The sequence below is a fragment of the Pseudomonas sp. S2_F03 genome (genome assembly GCF_054668335.1).
Map to the genome: position 1 here is coordinate 4,669,558 of NZ_CP162759.1, position 16,911 is coordinate 4,686,468.

The 16,911-nt window shown below is 58.9% G+C and carries 17 protein-coding genes; 11 read left to right on the forward strand and 6 right to left on the reverse strand.

What is annotated here, in order from left to right; all coding sequences use genetic code 11:
• Positions 1 to 6 precede the first annotated feature (6 nt).
• The 6 genes from AB4N76_RS21810 (at position 7) to arfB (ending at position 6,861) form a co-directional block, all read left to right on the forward strand.
• Positions 7 to 636, forward strand: a complete 630-nt coding sequence (locus tag AB4N76_RS21810) for an L-threonylcarbamoyladenylate synthase (RefSeq protein WP_033049013.1) — start codon at positions 7 to 9, stop codon at positions 634 to 636.
• Entirely contained in the window at positions 637 to 1,458 is an 822-nt protein-coding gene (locus AB4N76_RS21815; protein ID WP_046032782.1) for a segregation and condensation protein A, read from the forward strand.
• 11 nt (positions 1,459 to 1,469) lie between these two features.
• Positions 1,470 to 2,447: an SMC-Scp complex subunit ScpB gene (gene scpB, locus AB4N76_RS21820; protein WP_460163511.1), complete on the forward strand. Its 978-nt coding sequence runs from the start codon at positions 1,470 to 1,472 to the stop codon at positions 2,445 to 2,447.
• A 292-nt stretch (positions 2,448 to 2,739) separates the two neighbouring features.
• On the forward strand, positions 2,740 to 4,017 hold the full coding sequence (rluB, locus tag AB4N76_RS21825) for a 23S rRNA pseudouridine(2605) synthase RluB (RefSeq protein ID WP_460163512.1): 1,278 nt from the start codon (positions 2,740 to 2,742) through the stop codon (positions 4,015 to 4,017).
• Between the two features lie 786 nt (positions 4,018 to 4,803).
• Positions 4,804 to 6,225 (forward strand): amino acid permease, encoded by a 1,422-nt coding sequence (locus AB4N76_RS21830; RefSeq protein ID WP_046032785.1) that lies wholly within the window; start codon positions 4,804 to 4,806, stop codon positions 6,223 to 6,225.
• Positions 6,226 to 6,447: 222 nt separating this feature from the next.
• Entirely contained in the window at positions 6,448 to 6,861 is a 414-nt protein-coding gene (gene arfB / locus AB4N76_RS21835) for an alternative ribosome rescue aminoacyl-tRNA hydrolase ArfB (protein ID WP_046032786.1), read from the forward strand.
• Here the strand turns inward: arfB and AB4N76_RS21840 are convergent.
• The 6 genes from AB4N76_RS21840 to phhA all read right to left on the reverse strand — a co-directional run bounded on the left by AB4N76_RS21840 (position 6,858) and on the right by phhA (position 11,290).
• Positions 6,858 to 8,057: an MFS transporter gene (locus AB4N76_RS21840; RefSeq protein WP_077430674.1), complete on the reverse strand. Its 1,200-nt coding sequence runs from the start codon at positions 8,055 to 8,057 to the stop codon at positions 6,858 to 6,860. The genes arfB and AB4N76_RS21840 overlap by 4 nt on opposite strands.
• Before the next feature lie 104 nt (positions 8,058 to 8,161).
• Positions 8,162 to 8,344: a hypothetical protein gene (locus tag AB4N76_RS21845; protein WP_046032788.1), complete on the reverse strand. Its 183-nt coding sequence runs from the start codon at positions 8,342 to 8,344 to the stop codon at positions 8,162 to 8,164.
• Positions 8,345 to 8,421: 77 nt separating this feature from the next.
• Positions 8,422 to 8,556 (reverse strand): hypothetical protein, encoded by a 135-nt coding sequence (locus AB4N76_RS21850; protein ID WP_256577151.1) that lies wholly within the window; start codon positions 8,554 to 8,556, stop codon positions 8,422 to 8,424.
• 294 nt (positions 8,557 to 8,850) lie between these two features.
• Positions 8,851 to 10,044 (reverse strand): amino acid aminotransferase, encoded by a 1,194-nt coding sequence (locus AB4N76_RS21855; protein ID WP_109786381.1) that lies wholly within the window; start codon positions 10,042 to 10,044, stop codon positions 8,851 to 8,853.
• On the reverse strand, positions 10,044 to 10,400 hold the full coding sequence (locus AB4N76_RS21860) for a 4a-hydroxytetrahydrobiopterin dehydratase (RefSeq protein ID WP_046032790.1): 357 nt from the start codon (positions 10,398 to 10,400) through the stop codon (positions 10,044 to 10,046). Before AB4N76_RS21860 ends, AB4N76_RS21855 begins: the two co-directional genes overlap by 1 nt.
• Before the next feature lie 104 nt (positions 10,401 to 10,504).
• Positions 10,505 to 11,290, reverse strand: coding sequence for a phenylalanine 4-monooxygenase (gene phhA, locus AB4N76_RS21865; protein WP_027922317.1), 786 nt, complete (start codon positions 11,288 to 11,290; stop codon positions 10,505 to 10,507).
• 415 nt (positions 11,291 to 11,705) lie between these two features.
• Between phhA and AB4N76_RS21870 the strand changes: the two genes are divergently transcribed.
• The 5 genes from AB4N76_RS21870 (at position 11,706) to AB4N76_RS21890 (ending at position 16,903) form a co-directional block, all read left to right on the forward strand.
• Entirely contained in the window at positions 11,706 to 13,265 is a 1,560-nt protein-coding gene (locus AB4N76_RS21870; protein ID WP_046032942.1) for a sigma-54-dependent phenylalanine hydroxylase transcriptional regulator PhhR, read from the forward strand.
• A 166-nt stretch (positions 13,266 to 13,431) separates the two neighbouring features.
• Positions 13,432 to 13,599, forward strand: coding sequence for a periplasmic nitrate reductase, NapE protein (locus tag AB4N76_RS21875; protein ID WP_046032791.1), 168 nt, complete (start codon positions 13,432 to 13,434; stop codon positions 13,597 to 13,599).
• Positions 13,600 to 13,638: 39 nt separating this feature from the next.
• Positions 13,639 to 13,905 carry a chaperone NapD gene (locus AB4N76_RS21880; RefSeq protein ID WP_046032792.1) on the forward strand — a complete coding sequence of 89 codons (267 nt, stop codon included), beginning with the start codon at positions 13,639 to 13,641 and terminating at the stop codon, positions 13,903 to 13,905.
• Positions 13,896 to 16,400: a nitrate reductase catalytic subunit NapA gene (napA, locus tag AB4N76_RS21885; RefSeq protein WP_077430671.1), complete on the forward strand. Its 2,505-nt coding sequence runs from the start codon at positions 13,896 to 13,898 to the stop codon at positions 16,398 to 16,400. Before AB4N76_RS21880 ends, napA begins: the two co-directional genes overlap by 10 nt.
• Positions 16,401 to 16,411: 11 nt before the next feature.
• Positions 16,412 to 16,903, forward strand: coding sequence for a nitrate reductase cytochrome c-type subunit (locus AB4N76_RS21890; protein ID WP_046032794.1), 492 nt, complete (start codon positions 16,412 to 16,414; stop codon positions 16,901 to 16,903).
• Positions 16,904 to 16,911 lie beyond the last annotated feature (8 nt).

Sequence of the window (16,911 nt, forward strand, 5' to 3'; positions counted from 1 at the left end):
GAGAATGTGAGTCAATTTTTCCAGATTCATCCGGAAAACCCACAAGCACGCCTGATCAAACAGGCCGTCGAGATCATTCGCAGCGGCGGAGTGGTGGTATATCCCACAGACTCGTCCTATGCCATTGGTTGCCAGATCGGCGACAAGAATGCCGTGGATCGCGTGCGCCGTTTGCGCGGGCTGGATGACAAACACAACTTTACGTTGATTTGCAGCGACCTTTCCCAGCTGGGGCTGTTCGCCAAAATCGATACTGGCACGTTCCGCTTGCTCAAGGCGCACCTGCCGGGGCCGTACACGTTCATTCTCAACGCTACCCGCGAAGTCCCGCGCCTGTTGCTGCACCCGAAAAAGCGCACCATCGGCCTGCGTGTCCCGAGCCATCCGATTGCCCTCGCGCTGCTGGAACAGCTGGGTGAGCCGCTGATGAGCGTGACCCTGATCATGCCCGGCGACATCGACCCGTTGACCGACCCATACGAAATGCGTCAATTGCTTGAGCATCAGGTCGACCTGATCATTGACGGCGGTTTCGGCGGGATCAAGGCGTCCACCGTGATCAATCTCGCCGACGGCGAGCCGGAAGTGATCCGTGTCGGTTGCGGCGACCCTTCGCCGTTCATGGCCGAGGCGTAGATGTCTGCAGTAGAACCCGTTGTCGACAGTCAAGCCGGAGCCCAGCAAGAGCTGCCCTTCGCGATGGTCTATGGCCAGGCGGTTCTGGAAATGCCGCTGGACCTGTACATCCCGCCGGATGCGCTCGAAGTGTTTCTCGAAGCCTTCGAAGGCCCGCTCGACCTGTTGCTGTACCTGATCCGTAAACAGAACATCAACATCCTCGACATCCCGGTGGCGGAAATTACCCGTCAGTACATGGGGTATGTCGAGTTGATGCAGTCGGTGCGCCTGGAACTGGCCGCCGAATACCTGGTGATGGCCGCGATGCTGGCCGAAATCAAGTCGCGGATGCTCTTGCCCCGCGCCGAAACCATTGAAGACGAAGAAGACGACCCGCGCGCCGAGCTGATCCGTCGTTTGCAGGAATACGAGCGCTTCAAGGCGGCCGCCGAAGGCATCGACGGCCTGAGCCGGGTCGGTCGCGATGTCGTCGTGCCCAAGCTGGATGCCCCCGAAGCCCGGGCGCGCAAGCTCTTGCCGGATGTGCGTCTGTCGGAATTGCTGTTGTCCATGGCCGAGGTCCTGCGCCGTGGCGACATGTTCGAAAGTCACCAGGTCAGCCGCGAGGCGCTGTCCACCCGCGAACGCATGAGCGATGTGCTGGATCGGCTCAAGGGTGGTGGTTTCGTGCCCTTTGTCGAGCTGTTCACGGCGGAGGAAGGGCGGCTCGGGGTGGTGGTGACCTTTATGGCAATCCTCGAATTGGTCAAGGAATCCTTGGTCGAGCTGGTGCAGAATGAGCCGTTCGCAGCGATCCATGTGCGGGCCCGAGCCGAATAACGAGTTGAATCATGAACCTGACTGAACCCCGCGAGCTGGCGCCACTGCTTGAAGCCTTTCTGTTGGCCTCGGGAAAACCGCAATCGCTTGAACGACTGTTCGAACTCTTCGAAGAGGGCGAGCGACCAGAGCCGCCGGTCTTCAAGAAAGCGCTGACGATTTTGGCCAAATCCTGCGACGGCCGCGCTTTCGAGCTGAAGGAAGTGGCGTCGGGCTACCGCCTGCAAATCCGCGAGAAATTTTCGCCGTGGGTCGGGCGCTTGTGGGAGGAGCGCCCGCAGCGTTATTCCCGCGCCATGCTCGAAACCATTGCCCTGATTGCCTATCGCCAGCCGATCACCCGGGGCGAAATCGAAGACGTGCGGGGCGTGGCGGTCAACAGCCAAATCGTCAAGACGCTGCTGGAACGCGAGTGGATTCGCATTGTTGGCTACCGCGATGTGCCCGGCAAACCGGCGATGTTTGCCACCACCAAGGCATTTCTCGACCACTTCAACCTGAAGAACCTCGACGATCTGCCGCCGCTGGCCGAACTGCGCGAACTTGAACCGGACCCGGTTCTCGATTTCGACGACGCCCCCGTGCCTGCCAGCCTGCAGGAATTGGCGGACGCCAGCGCCGAGCCGGAAGAACCCAAGGAAGAAACCAGTTTCCACACATTGTTGCTGGAACTGGACACCATGGAGGAGGGGCTCAAGACTGATTTCGATGATTTGTTGCGTGACGGCGAGATGACCGCGGTTGAGCCGCCAATCGACAATGAACTTCAGGTAGAGCCAGAAGCCACAGTCGAAGAAGAGCCGGAGCCGGAGCCAGAGCTTGAAGACGACGTGCTAGGCGTCGCCGAAGCTCGCGAAAAACTCCTGGCTGCCGTCGCGGCCCTTGAACAGCCGAAACCCGAGCCTGAGCCCGAGTTGAGCGACGAAGAAGCCGAAGCCCGGGCACTCGCCGAGGCCATCGAAGCCGAACGCCGCGAATTCGACGACTGACCCCAGTCCTGTAGGAGCCGAGCTTGCTCGCGATGACGTCAGCACATTCAACATCAAAGTGAATGGACGTCCGCTATCGCGAACAAGCTCGGCTCCTACACAAGCTCAATACGCGTACGGTGCCACCGGTCGGCGGAAAAACCAGTAACGCTGTGATCATCAGCTAGTCTCTGATGCGAAATCGCCCGCATGAGCGTATGATTCGCGACCCTTCGGCGATCCCTTCGCCCAAGTGCACAGATTTACATCGCTTCAGGCAAAGCCTGAACAGACCACACCGGGAGGTGCCCAGATGAGTATCAACGACCAGAAAGACGACCAGAAAGACGACCAGGAAATCGGCCCAGCAGGCGAAAAACTGCAGAAAGTCCTCGCCCGTATCGGCGTCGGCTCGCGCCGTGACGTGGAAGCCTGGATCAGCCACGGCCGCATCAAGGTCAACGGCAAAGACGCCACGCTCGGTCAGCGTGTCGACATGCATGACGCCATCACCATTGATGGCAAGGTGATCAAGCGCGAAGAAGCCGCCGAGTCGGTACGCCGCGTGATCATGTACAACAAGCCCGACGGTGAAATCTGCACCCGTGTCGACCCCGAAGGCCGTCCGACCGTATTCGACAAGATGCCGCGTCCGAAAGAAGGTCGCTGGATCAACATCGGTCGCCTGGACATCAACACCACCGGCTTGCTGATGTTCACCACCGACGGTGAATTGGCCAACCGCCTGATGCACCCTTCCTATGAAATGGATCGTGAATACGCGGTACGTGTACGTGGCGAAGTTGATGACGAGATGATCGAGCGTCTGAAAGCAGGCGTTGTCCTCGAAGACGGCCCGGCCAAGTTCACCGACATCAAGCAAGCGCCAGGTGGTGAGGGTTTCAACCACTGGTATCACTGCGTGGTGATGGAAGGTCGTAACCGCGAAGTTCGTCGCCTGTGGGAATCCCAGGGCTTGGTGGTCAGCCGTCTGAAGCGCGTGCGCTTCGGTCCGGTGTTCCTCAACTCCGACCTGCCGATGGGCCGCTGGCGCGAAATGAGCCAGTACGAAGTCGACATTCTGAGTGCCGAGGTTGGCCTGACGCCGGTCGCGATGCCACAGTTGAACGCCAAGAGCAAAGACAAGCTCGATCGTATGCAGCGTAAATCGTCGCGTCCGATGGGCAAGACCGAGCGCGTGCGTACGTTGCGTCCAGCGGCGGGTGCCCCGGCCACGGCGCGTGATTCTCGCGAGCCGCAGATCGAAGGCGAGCGCCCGGCCCGCAAACCTGCTGCACCTCGTGCAGACGGCGAGCGCGGTCCACGCACTCCACGCCCGGCCAACGGCCGCACTGAACGTGGCGAAGGCCGTGGTGCGCCAAGCGGCGGCCGCAGCGATCGCGGTGCTCCAGCCGGTCGCGGAACGCCAGTGGCAGACCGTCCTGCTGATACCAAGCGCCCGGCCAAGCCTGCGCCGAAGAAACGCCCGGGCATCGTCCTGGTCGACAAGGACGCACCATCGGGCAAGCGCCGCGGCGCGCCAGCCGGTTCGGGCCAGCGTCCGGGTTTCGGTCGTCGCAAACCTGAGTAATCGGTAAGCGCTGCATAAAAACGCCATCCCTCGGGATGGCGTTTTTTTTTGGCTGACTGATCGTTCCCACGTTCCGCGTGGGAATGCAGCCCGTCCCTTCAAAGCCGAACGCGGAGCCTCCGGTGAGCCATTCCCACGGGGAGCATGGGAACGATCGCGCCAATGGTGGGAGCGGGCTTGCCCGCGAAGGCGTCAACTCAGGCTCCGCCATTTCCAGAATGGAAAACCGTCGTTACGCCCTGTAACGAATACTTTACGAAAACCACCCATTAACCCCATGAAACTCCCTTCTCCCGGGAACTGTAAGAAAATTCTTCCATTTCGTGACCGCTCCATTCTCGCTCCAAGGCTCTCCCCCGCTTGTTTCAGCACGCCATGCAGGGTCAGATGCGCCGCATGCCTGTCGTGCAGGTGCATAACAAGAAGGAGGCGCAATGTACGCCGTGATTCATCTCCATCTCTCCCCGTGGGGCGATTTTTCAATCGTTCCCGTCGATGGCCCGCAAGGGTCTGACTCTCTATTTGCAGCCGCCCGGGACACTCGGGGCGGACACAGGCAATCCCGGCTTACAACACGCTGATCCAGCGGGTCTGGCAGCAGGGGGTTACGGGTGTACAATGCGCCGCGTTTTAACTGTGACCTCCTGCGCAAATGCGCAAACCTCAAGGCTACCCGTCTTGTTCACTCCGCCACGCCACGAGTGTGTCGGGTTCGATTTCGTCACAGATAAAAACAAACAGGTGACGCATGACCGTTGTAACTATGCAGAACGTGAGAGCCTTTTCATGAGTGGACAAAACTCGAATTCAGGCGAGCTGAAGCGCGGCCTGAAAAACCGCCACATTCAATTGATTGCCCTCGGTGGCGCGATCGGCACCGGTTTGTTCCTCGGCTCGGCCGGGGTGCTGAAGTCCGCCGGCCCGTCGATGATCCTCGGCTACGCCATCTGCGGCTTCATTGCCTTCATGATCATGCGCCAGCTCGGCGAAATGATCGTCGAAGAGCCCGTGGCCGGATCCTTCAGCCACTTCGCGCACAAATACTGGGGTGGTTTCGCCGGCTTCCTGTCGGGCTGGAACTGCTGGATCCTGTACATCCTGGTGGGCATGTCGGAGCTGACCGCAGTCGGCAAATACATCCACTACTGGGCACCGGAGATCCCGACCTGGGTTTCGGCAGCCGGGTTCTTCGTCCTGATCAACCTGATTAACCTGGCTAACGTCAAAGTCTTTGGCGAGGCCGAATTCTGGTTCGCGATCATCAAGGTTGTGGCCATCGTGGGCATGATTGCCCTGGGCAGCTACTTGCTGGTCAGCGGTAACGGCGGCCCGCAAGCGTCGGTCAGCAACCTGTGGTCCCACGGTGGTTTCTTCCCGAACGGTGTCAGCGGTCTGGTGATGGCCATGGCGATCATCATGTTCTCCTTCGGTGGCCTGGAAATGCTCGGTTTCACCGCAGCAGAAGCGGACAAGCCGAAAACCGTGATCCCGAAAGCCATCAACCAGGTGATCTACCGGATTCTGATTTTCTACATCGGCGCGTTGGTCATTCTGTTGTCGCTGACGCCATGGGACGCCCTGCTGACCACCCTGAATGCATCAGGTGATTCCTACAGCGGCAGCCCGTTCGTACAAGTGTTCTCGATGCTCGGCAGCAACACCGCCGCGCACATCCTCAACTTCGTGGTATTGACCGCGGCGTTGTCGGTGTACAACAGCGGCACCTATTGCAACAGCCGCATGCTGCTGGGCATGGCCGAGCAGGGCGATGCGCCGAAAGCCTTGTCGAAGATCGACAAGCGCGGCGTGCCTGTGCGTTCGATCCTCGCTTCGGCCGCGGTGACGCTGATTGCGGTGTTGCTGAACTACCTAATCCCGCAAAATGCGCTGGAACTGTTGATGTCACTGGTCGTCGCGACCCTGGTCATCAACTGGGCGATGATCAGTTTCTCGCACTTCAAATTCCGCCAGCATATGAACAAGACCAAACAAACGCCGCTGTTCAAGGCGCTGTGGTACCCGTACGGGAACTACATCTGCCTGGCGTTCGTGGTGTTTATCCTGTGCGTGATGCTGCTGATTCCGGGGATCCAGATCTCGGTGTACGCGATTCCGGTGTGGGTCGTGTTCATGTGGATTTGCTACGGCATCAAGAACAAGCGCAGTGCGCAGCATGCGCTGCAGGCGACAGGCTCCAGCGCTAAATAAGCGCAGGGCGCAGAAACAACAAACCCGGCCATGTGCCGGGTTTGTTGTTTTCAGGGTTCACACAAAATCCCTGTAGGAGCATGGCTTGCCCGCGATTCAGACACCGTGGTTTACCAGGTACACCGCGTTTTCGTTCACCGCGGGCAAGCCATGCTCCTACAGGGGCGCGTTGCACCGGTCTATTCGCGGTATCCTGCGCACTCTGAACCCGGACGCTTTTACATGCTGGTAATTTCCAACAACGTGCATCTGCCGGATGCCGAGATCGAGTTGACGGCCATTCGCGCTCAGGGTGCCGGCGGCCAGAACGTCAACAAGGTTTCCAGCGCCGTGCATCTGCGTTTCGACATTCCGGCCTCGTCCTTGCCCGAGTTCTACAAGGAGCGGTTGCTGGCACTGCGCGACAGTCGCATCACCAGCGAAGGCGTGTTGATCATCAAGGCTCAGCAATACCGCACGCAGGAGGCCAATCGCGCCGATGCGCTGGAACGGTTGACCGAACTGATCCTCAGCGCGACCAAAGTCGAAAAGAAGCGCCGCCCGACCAAACCGACGCTGGGTTCAAAAAAGCGTCGGCTCGAATCGAAGAGCCAGCGCGGGAGTATCAAGGCCGGACGCGGCAAGGTCGATTTTTAACGCGACTCACGCGCTTCGCGTTGCTTCGGTGCTTGCCGGTACAAGTAAATGCTCAGCATCAAACCGCTCAACGCGGCGAGGGCGGCGAACAGGAAGATCGAGGCAAAACCAAATCCGGCGGCAATGGCCCCCGCCAGCGGTCCGGTAATCCCCAGCGACAAATCAATGAACAACGAATAAGCACCGACGGCCGCGCCACGGCTGGAGGCCGGCACCAGGTTGACCGCTTCCACGCCCAGCGCTGGAAACACCAGCGAGAACCCGAAACCGCTCAGCGCCGCGCCGGCCAACGCCCAATGGGCGTCCGGTGCCAACCACAGTAGCAACAAGCCCAGGGTTTCCACGGACAGGCAGGCAATCGCCACGCGAAAGCCGCCGAGGCGGTTGATCAAGTTGCCGAACAGCAAGCGTGCACCAATGAAGCTGGCGCCAAACAAACTCAGGCACAACACCGCGTTGTCCCAGTGTTGCGTGGCGTAATACAAGGTGATGAAGGTGGCGATGGTGCCGAAGCCAATCGAGCCCAGCGCCAGACCGCAACCATGCGGCAACACGCGCCCCAGCACATGCATGAACGGCAGGCGTTCGCCGACCACGATTGGCGCAGCGGTTTTTGGCCAGGCCAGTGCCAGGCCAAGAATGGCCAGCAGCACAATGCTCACGCCCATGCTCCACAAGCCTAATTGATGGACCAACAGCACACCCAACGGCGCGCCGACGGCCAATGCGCCGTAGCTGGCGATGCCGTTCCAGGAAATCACCTTGGCGGTGTTCGCCGCGCCAACCCGGCCGATGCCCCAGCCAATCGAGCCTGAACCGACCAGGCTTTCCGCGCTGCCGAGTACCAGGCGGCCGATCAGCAGGCTGATCAGGCTCAGGGTCGGCAGGCTCTGGGTCCAGGCCGAAATCAACATGAACACGCCGCTCAAGCCGCAACCGGCGAGGCCGTACATCACCGCCAGTTTGCTGCCCTTGTTGTCGATGATTTTCCCGGCGTAAGGGCGGCTGAGCAGGGTGGCCAGGTATTGCACGCTGATTACCAGGCCGGCGATGACTGCGCCGAAACCCAGGTCGCTGTGGACGTAGCCGGGCAATACGGCCAAGGGGATGCCGATATTCAGGTAGCCGATGAAGGTAAACAGAACGATGGAAACGACTTGCAGCGTGACCGCCAGGGGGCGCTGGTTTTCAGACATGGGTAAAGGTCCACGGGAAAGCAGGATAGATAGGCTGCTTATGATAGCGGCGCGAGCGGCTGCGGGTCGTGGAAAAAGTAAAACTATTTGCCGGACGGGGTGAATCAGGGCTTGGCAGGGGCAACCAGTTGCGTCGTGACCAGGGCGGCCAAGGCGTTTTCTTCGCTGCCGAAACGGGCGAGCAACGCGGCTTGTTTCTCGGGGGAAAGGCGATTCCAGATATCGATCATCTTCTCGGCGGTGCCGATCAGGACGCTGGCTTGGGTCTCGCTGAATTCATCGGTCATGGTGTGTAGCTCAAGGGTTCAGGCGGTGTGGAAAGCGCATGTTAGCGCTTTCCACACGGTCTGGCATTGCAGGTGTTTCAGTCTTCGCTGTCGGCCTGGCGGCGTTCAGTGGCTTCTTTTTTTGGCTCGGGCTGTTGGGCGCCGGCTTGTTGCGTGGTTGTCTGCTCAGTTTCGTGCAGGCTTGGGAAGGGGAGATTAGGAATCTCGTGCATGTTTCGCGCTCCTCGCAAAGTCTGTTGATAGATCTGGTAGATCCGCGCTTTTAAAAAGCTTGGGCAGAATACAGCAGTAAAAATGACAATCGGACTTTTATATCCAATTGTTGCGACGGAAGGGGTTGTCTAGACAGGTCTGTGTAGGAGTTGGCGCAGCCTGCGCTGATCGTTCCCACGCTCTGCGTGGGAATGCCTCAACGGACGCTCCGCGTTCGGCTCTGGAAGGGACGCGGAGCGTCCCGGGCTGCATTCCCACGCAGAGCGTGGGAACGATCAGCGTAAGGCGGGGGGTTATTTGCAAACCTTGGCGATTGCCTCGGCCAACAGATCCAGACGCGTAGCATCGATGCCCGCCACGTTCGCCCGGCCCGAGTTGACCATGTACACGCTGTGATGGTCCCGCAGGTTTTTTACTTGCTCCGGCGACAGCCCGGTGTAGGAAAACATCCCGCGTTGCACGCCGATGTGGGCAAAGCGCTCGCGCAAGCCATGTGGCTCCAGCGCTTCGACCAGGCCGCTGCGCAATTGGGCGATGCGCAAACGCATGGCTTCCACTTCGTCGGCCCAGAGGCTTTTCAGCTCCGGATCGCCAAGAATGGTCGCGACTACGGCCGCGCCGTGATCCGGTGGCGTCGACCACAGGTTACGCGCGATGTTGGCCAGCTGGCTGCGGATGTCCACGAGCTTTTCAGCGGTTTTTGCACAGACAATCAGTGCGCCGGTGCGGTCGCGGTACAAACCGAAGTTCTTCGAGCAGGAACTGGTGATCAGCACTTCCGGCAACGCCGCGGCGAACAACCGGGTCGACCAGGCATCCTGCTCCAGGCCATCGCCGAAGCCCTGGTAAGCGAAGTCGATCAACGGCAACAGGTCTCGACTGCGCACCACGTCCAGCACTCGGTGCCAGTCGTCGTGGGACAAGTCGAAACCGGTCGGGTTGTGGCAACAGGCGTGCAGCAACACCACGTCGCCCTTCGGCGCTTCGCTGAGTACCGCGAGCATAGCGTCGACGTCGAGGCGGTTGTCGCTGCCCACGTACGGGTAGTGACTGACCTTGACCCCGGCCGCCGCGAAAATCGTTTCGTGGATCGGCCAGGTCGGGTTGCTCAGCCACACGCCACGGCCCGGCAGGCACTGGGCGATGAAGTCGGCGCTCAAGCGCAATGCACCGGTGCCGCCCGGGGTCTGGGTCGCCCCGGCCCGTTGCCCGGCGATCAAGGCGGAATCGGCACCCAACACCAGCTCATTGATGGCTTTGCCGAAGGCCGGTTCGCCGTGACCGCCAATGTAGGTCTTGGTGGTTTGACGATCCACCAGACGCTGCTCGGCAAGCTTCACCGACTGCGGAATCGGCGTCAGGCCCTGGGCATCTTTATAGACGCCCACGCCGAGGTCGAATTTGCGCGGGTTGGGGTCCTGCGCATAAGCCTCCATCAAGCCGAGAATCGGGTCGCCGGGGACTCGACCTATGGCGTCGAAATGCATTATTTGCGGCCCTCGGCGTCTTTGGCCACTTCGTCAGTGCGCGCAGCCATGATGAAGTCGTTGCGGTGCAGGCCCTTGATGGAGTGGCTCCACCAGGTGACGGTGACTTTGCCCCATTCGGTCAGCAGGCCCGGGTGGTGACCTTCGGCCTCGGAGATCTCGCCAACGGCATTGGTGAACGCCAGCGCGTGTTTGAAGTTTTTGAACAGGAACAGCTTTTCCAGCTGCATCACGCCGTCGCGTACTTCGATGTTCCAGTCTGGGATCTGCTTGATCAGTACCGGCAACTCTTCGTCGCTGACCTGAGGGGCACCGGCTTGGCAGGCTTCGCAGTGGGCTTGGTTCAATGTGGACATGATGTGTACCTGAAATCGAATGATTGGAAATCGGCCGTCAGTAACACCACGCTAAACCAAAGCGTCGGTTCCTGACAGGCTCACTTGTTTCTAAAAGCAGCGGATCACGCAGCCTTTGGCGGAAATTTCGGGGTGTGCAAGCCCAGCTGCATGCCTTGTTTGACCATGCTCATGATGTCTTCATGAGCCACATCAAACAGACGCTTGAGGTTCGGCAGGACAAAGTACAGCGGTTGCAGGATGTCGATGCGATACGGCGTGCGCATGCATTCCAGCGGATCGAACGCCTGATGCTCAGGTTCGTTCGACAGGCAGTAAACGGTTTCTTTTGGAGAAGAAAGAATGCCGCCGCCGTAAATGCGCAGGCCTTCAGCGGTATCGACCAGACCGAATTCGATGGTCATCCAGTACAGGCGCGCCAGGTAAACGCGTTCTTCCTTGGTCGCTTGCAGGCCCAGTTTGCCGTAGGTGTGGGTGAATTCGGCAAACCAGGGATTGGTCAGCAGCGGGCAGTGCCCGAAAATCTCGTGGAAAATGTCCGGCTCTTGCAGGTAATCCAGCTCTTCGCGGGTACGAATAAACGTCGCCACCGGAAACTGCTTGTTGGCCAGCAACTCGAAAAAAGTCTGGAAGGGGATCAGCGCCGGAACCCGGGCCACTTGCCAGCCGGTGGTTTCACCGAGGACTTTGTTGATCTCGCCCAGTTGCGGAATGCGGTCGTGGGGCAGACCGAGTTTTTCGATACCGTCCAGGTACTCCTGGCACGCACGACCTTCGATCACTTTCAGTTGACGAGTAATCAGCGTGTTCCACACCGCATGCTCTTCAGCGGGGTAGTCGATAAAACCTTGCGCATCGGGCTCGCGAGCCACGTATTGCGTCTGCTTCATGCTGCTCTCCTGCGAGGGGATTCGTTCTTGTTATGTACTGCTATGGACCTAGAAATACCCCAAGGATTGCGGCGTTGCAGCAGGGTGACGGCTTATTGCGTAGGAAAATTCGCTATTTTTCGTAAAGAATTCGTTACGGATTGACGGCTATGGCCTAGCTGTTGAGATTCGCGGGTTTGAAATGGTGCAAAGGTGTCACATAATCTTGACGACTATCTTCACGCTCGACAGAAAAATTCTGCCGGCACGTTCAGTTGAGCGCTGCGATTCCCCTGTAGGCGCTGAGCTTGCTCGCGATGAGGGGGCCACATTCAGCATGGATGTCGGCTGGTACACCGCTATCGCGAGCAAGCTCGGCTCCCACAGGGAATGTGTGCAGGCACTGACCTCATTTATCGTTTTTCGGGCCATTTATATGCGTATCAAAGTCCACTGCCAGAACCGTATCGGTATCCTGCGCGACATTCTCAACTTGCTGGTTGAGTACGGGATCAACGTCGCCCGCGGTGAGGTCGGCGGCGAACATGGCAACGCGATCTACCTGCATTGCCCGAACCTGATCAACATTCAGTTCCAGGCGCTGCGTCCGAAATTTGAATCGATTGCCGGCGTATTCGGCGTCAAGCGCGTAGGGCTGATGCCCAGCGAGCGTCGGCACATGGAACTCAATGCGTTGCTCGGTGCCCTGGAGTTTCCGGTGTTGTCGATCGACATGGGCGGTTCCATCGTTGCGGCCAACCGCGCGGCGGCGCAGTTGCTCGGGGTGCGGGTGGATGAAGTGCCGGGGATTCCGCTGTCGCGTTATGCCGAGGATTTCGATTTGCCGGAACTGGTGCGCGCCAACAAGTCGCGAATCAACGGGCTGCGGGTCAAGGTCAAGGGCGACGTGTTTCTGGCGGACATCGCGCCGCTGCAATCGGAACATGACGACAGCGAAGCCATGGCCGGCGCGGTCCTGACGCTGCACCGCGCGGACCGGGTAGGGGAGCGCATCTATAACGTGCGCAAGCAGGAACTGCGTGGGTTCGACAGCATCTTCCAAAGCTCGAAAGTCATGGCGGCCGTGGTGCGCGAAGCCCGGCGCATGGCGCCGCTGGATGCGCCGCTTTTGATAGAAGGCGAAACCGGCACCGGCAAGGAATTGTTGGCCCGGGCCTGTCATTTGGCCAGCCCGCGCGGGCAGTCACCCCTGATGGCACTCAACTGCGCCGGGCTGCCGGAGTCGATGGCCGAGACCGAATTGTTCGGCTATGGCCCCGGTGCCTTCGAAGGCGCACGCGCCGAAGGCAAGCTCGGGCTGCTGGAACTGACGGCGGGCGGTACGCTGTTTCTCGATGGCGTGGGAGAAATGAGCCCGCGCTTGCAGGTGAAATTGCTGCGCTTCCTGCAGGACGGTTGCTTCCGTCGTGTGGGCAGTGATGAAGAGGTCTACCTCGATGTGCGCGTGATCTGCGCGACCCAAGTGGATTTGTCCGAACTGTGCGCGCGGGGCGAGTTTCGCCAAGACCTTTATCACCGCTTGAATGTGTTGTCGCTGCACATCCCGCCACTGCGTGAATGCCTTGATGGTTTGACGCCGCTGGTGGAGCACTTCCTCGATCAGGCCAGCCGGCAAATCGGATGCCCGCTGCCGAAACTGGCACCGGCCGCGATGGAGCGGCTCAGTCATTACCACTGGCCGGGTAACGTCCGGCAATTGGAAAACGTGTTGTTCCAGGCGGTTTCGTTGTGTGAGGGCGGGACGGTCAAGGCCGAACATATTCGTCTGCCGGATTACGGTGTGCGTCAGCCGCTTGGCGATTTTTCGCTGGAAGGCGGGCTTGACGAGATTGTCGGGCGTTTCGAGAAAGCGGTGTTGGAACGCCTGTATTCGGAGCATTCCAGCAGCCGGCAATTGGGCAAGCGCCTGGGTGTTTCTCATACCACCATTGCCAACAAGTTGCGTGATTATGAAATTGGCAAAGTTGAGCGTTAACGTTAGTCGGCGAGCAACCAAAACAAGAATAATTATCGGCTGTTAGTTGTTATCTAGCGCTTCTAAATCGCATTGGAAGCGCTTTACCCTTACCGTTGATCCGAATCGTAGAGCTTCCCAGGCAGGCCATCTAGGCTCAATTCAAAGTTTGGCAGGAGCGATCACCATGCCATCAGCGGATGACTCTACCCAGCAAGTGCGCAAAGAAACTCGCCTGTTCTTTTTTCTGATTGTTGTTCTTTTTCCAGTGCTGTCGGTGGCGATAGTGGGTGGTTACGGTTTCTTTGTCTGGTTTCTGCAAATGCTGCTTGGCCCTCCCGGACCACCCAATTGATTGTTGTCCCTCTTAGTGGCATGACGGGGAGTACTGATCATGGAAAAGACGCTGCATATTGCCAGTCTGGTAGTGCTTGCTCGTCCTGAGTTGTTCGAGGCGGTGAAGGCTAACTTGCGTTTGCTCAATGGCGTTGAACTGCATCAGGAAAGTCTCGCCGGCAAACTGGTGGTGGTGCTGGAGATGGAAAAGGAAAGCGAGATTTCCCAGCGCATAAACCAGATCAACAACTTGCCGGGTGTGCTCAATGCCTCCCTCGTTTATCACGAGATTCTCGATGTGACGGGAGAAAGCACATGCCTATGACGCGGCGAGAATTTGTCAAAGCCCAGGCTGCCGGGATTGCTGCGGCGGCTGCGGGACTTCCGGTATTTACCTCTGCCAGTAATCTCATCACCGAAGAAGACCGGGTGGCCCTGGACTGGAACAAGGCACCCTGCCGTTTTTGCGGTACCGGGTGCAGCGTGATGGTGGCGACCAAGGACAATCGGGTGGTCGCCACTCACGGTGATGTGAAAGCCGAGGTCAATCGCGGGCTGAACTGCGTCAAAGGCTACTTCTTGTCAAAGATCATGTACGGCGTTGATCGCCTGACTCAGCCACTGTTGCGCATGACCAACGGGCAGTATGACAAGCAGGGCGAGTTTCAGCCGGTGTCCTGGGATCAAGCGTTTGATGTGATGGAATTGAAGTTTAAGGAGGCGATAAAAAACAAAGGGGCTGAATCAATCGCCATGTTCGGTTCTGGTCAGTGGACCGTCTGGGAAGGGTATGCGGCCAACAAGTTGATGAAGGCCGGGTTTCGCACAAATAACATTGATCCCAATGCACGTCATTGCATGGCGTCCGCGGTCATGGGGTTTATGCGTACGTTCGGTATCGATGAGCCGATGGGCTGTTATGACGATATCGAAGTCACCGACGCGTTCGTGTTGTGGGGTTCAAACATGGCGGAGATGCATCCGATTCTTTGGAGTCGGGTGACGGATCGCCGATTGAGCCAGCCCAACGTCAAGGTCGCGGTGCTTTCTACCTTCGAGCATCGCAGTTTTGAGTTGGCCGACATTCCCATGGTGTTCAAGCCACAGACTGACCTGTTTATCCTCAACTACATTGCCAATCACATTATTGAAAGCGGCTCGGTCAACAAGGACTTTGTCAGCAAGCACACTAAGTTCGCCAAAGGTACGGATGACATCGGCTACGGCTTGCGTGCCGATAATCCGCTGGAGATGAAGGCGCGCAATGCCGCCAAGGCGAATACCTGGACCGATATCGATTTTGAGCAATTCGCGGCGTTCGTAAAACCTTACACGCTTGAGCGCACGGCCAAGGAAACCGGCGTGCCAGCCGAGCGCCTCAAGGCGTTGGCCGAACTGTATGCTGACCCCAAGCGCAAAGTGGTTTCGTTCTGGACCATGGGCTTCAACCAGCACACGCGTGGCGTGTGGGCCAATAACCTGATTTACAACATCCACCTGTTGACCGGAAAGATCAGCGAGCCGGGCAACAGTCCATTCTCCCTGACGGGCCAGCCTTCGGCCTGCGGGACGGCGCGCGAAGTGGGCACGTTCTCCCATCGCTTGCCCGCCGACCTGGTGGTCACCAACCCGGCGCATCGCGCCAAGGCCGAGCAGATCTGGAAAGTGCCGCCGGGCACCATCAATGAAAAGGTCGGGTTTCACGCCGTGCAGCAGAGCCGCATGCTCAAGGACGGTGTGCTCAACGTGTATTGGACGATGGCCAGCAACAACATGCAGGCCGGTCCGAACATCATGCAGGAAGTGTTGCCGGGCTGGCGCAACCCCGAGAACTTTGTGGTGGTCTCGGACGTGTACCCCACGGTCTCCGCCCAAGCGGCCGATCTGATTCTGCCCACCGCGATGTGGGTCGAGAAAGAGGGCGCTTATGGCAACGCGGAGCGGCGTACGCAGTTCTGGCATCAATTGGTCTCGGCACCGGGTGAGGCCAAGTCTGATCTGTGGCAACTGGTCGAGTTTTCCAAGCGCTTTAAAACCGATGAGGTCTGGTCGGCAGAGGTGTTGACCACGTCACCGCAGTACAAGGGCAAGACCCTGTATGAGGTGCTGTTCAAGAACGGTCAGGTCGATCAGTTCCCACTGGATCAGATGGCGGCGGGTTATCAAAACGACGAGGCCCGGGATTTTGGTTTTTACTTGCAAAAAGGGCTGTTCGAAGAATATGCCCAGTTCGGCCGTGGCCACGGTCATGACCTTGCTCCGTTTGATCGCTATCACACCGAACGTGGATTGCGCTGGCCCGTCGTCGAGGGCAAGGAAACACTCTGGCGTTTCCGAGAGGGGTATGACCCTTACGTGGAGAAGGGCAGCGGTGTGCAGTTCTATGGCTATCCCGACAAGAAAGCGATCATCTTCGCGCTCCCTTACGAGCCGCCAGCAGAGTCCCCGGACGCGGACTTCCCGTTCTGGCTCAGCACCGGCCGGGTCCTTGAGCACTGGCACACCGGGACCATGACGCAGCGCGTTGAGGAACTCTATAAAGCGGTCCCCGACGCCTTGGTCTACATGCATCCGGCGGATGCGAAAGCCTTGAATGCCCGCCGTGGCAGCGAAGTGAAACTGATCAGTCGGCGCGGTGAGATGCGTGCGCGCATCGAAACCCGAGGGCGTAACAAGCCACCCGAAGGCCTGGTGTTTGTACCGTTCTTCGATGCCAACAGGCTGATCAACAAAGTCACGCTCGATGCGACGGACCCTATCTCCAAACAAACTGATTACAAAAAATGCGCGATCAGGATTGAAGTGATCAAGACGGCATAAGGAGAGTTCTGATGAATTGTCGTTCGCTGTCCTTGCTTGCTGCTCTGCTGGTTGGGTTGCCAGCGGCATTCGCGGCGCAGCCGGGTTACCCGCTGGACGCCCCGGCGCCGGATGGTCGGCGACCCGGAGGGACCTTGACGCAGGAGTTCCCGGCCCCGCCGATAGCTGAAGACGAGAACAAGGACCTCAAGCGCGAGCGCAATTATCCCGAGCAACCGCCCACCATCCCGCACAGCACTCGGGGATACCGCATCGACAAGAACAGCAACAAGTGCCTGTCTTGTCATAGCCGCGCCAATAGCGCTCGCACTCAGGCGCCGATGATCAGCATCACCCACTACATGGACCGTGATGGTCAGGCGCTGGCCGCGGTATCGCCACGCCGGTATTTCTGCAATCAGTGCCATGTGCCGCAAAAAGACGTGAAACCTCTGGTGAACAACAGCTTCAAGAACATTGACCAGGTGCTGCAAGACGAAATCAACGGCCAGTCGAAACCCTGAGGAGAGGA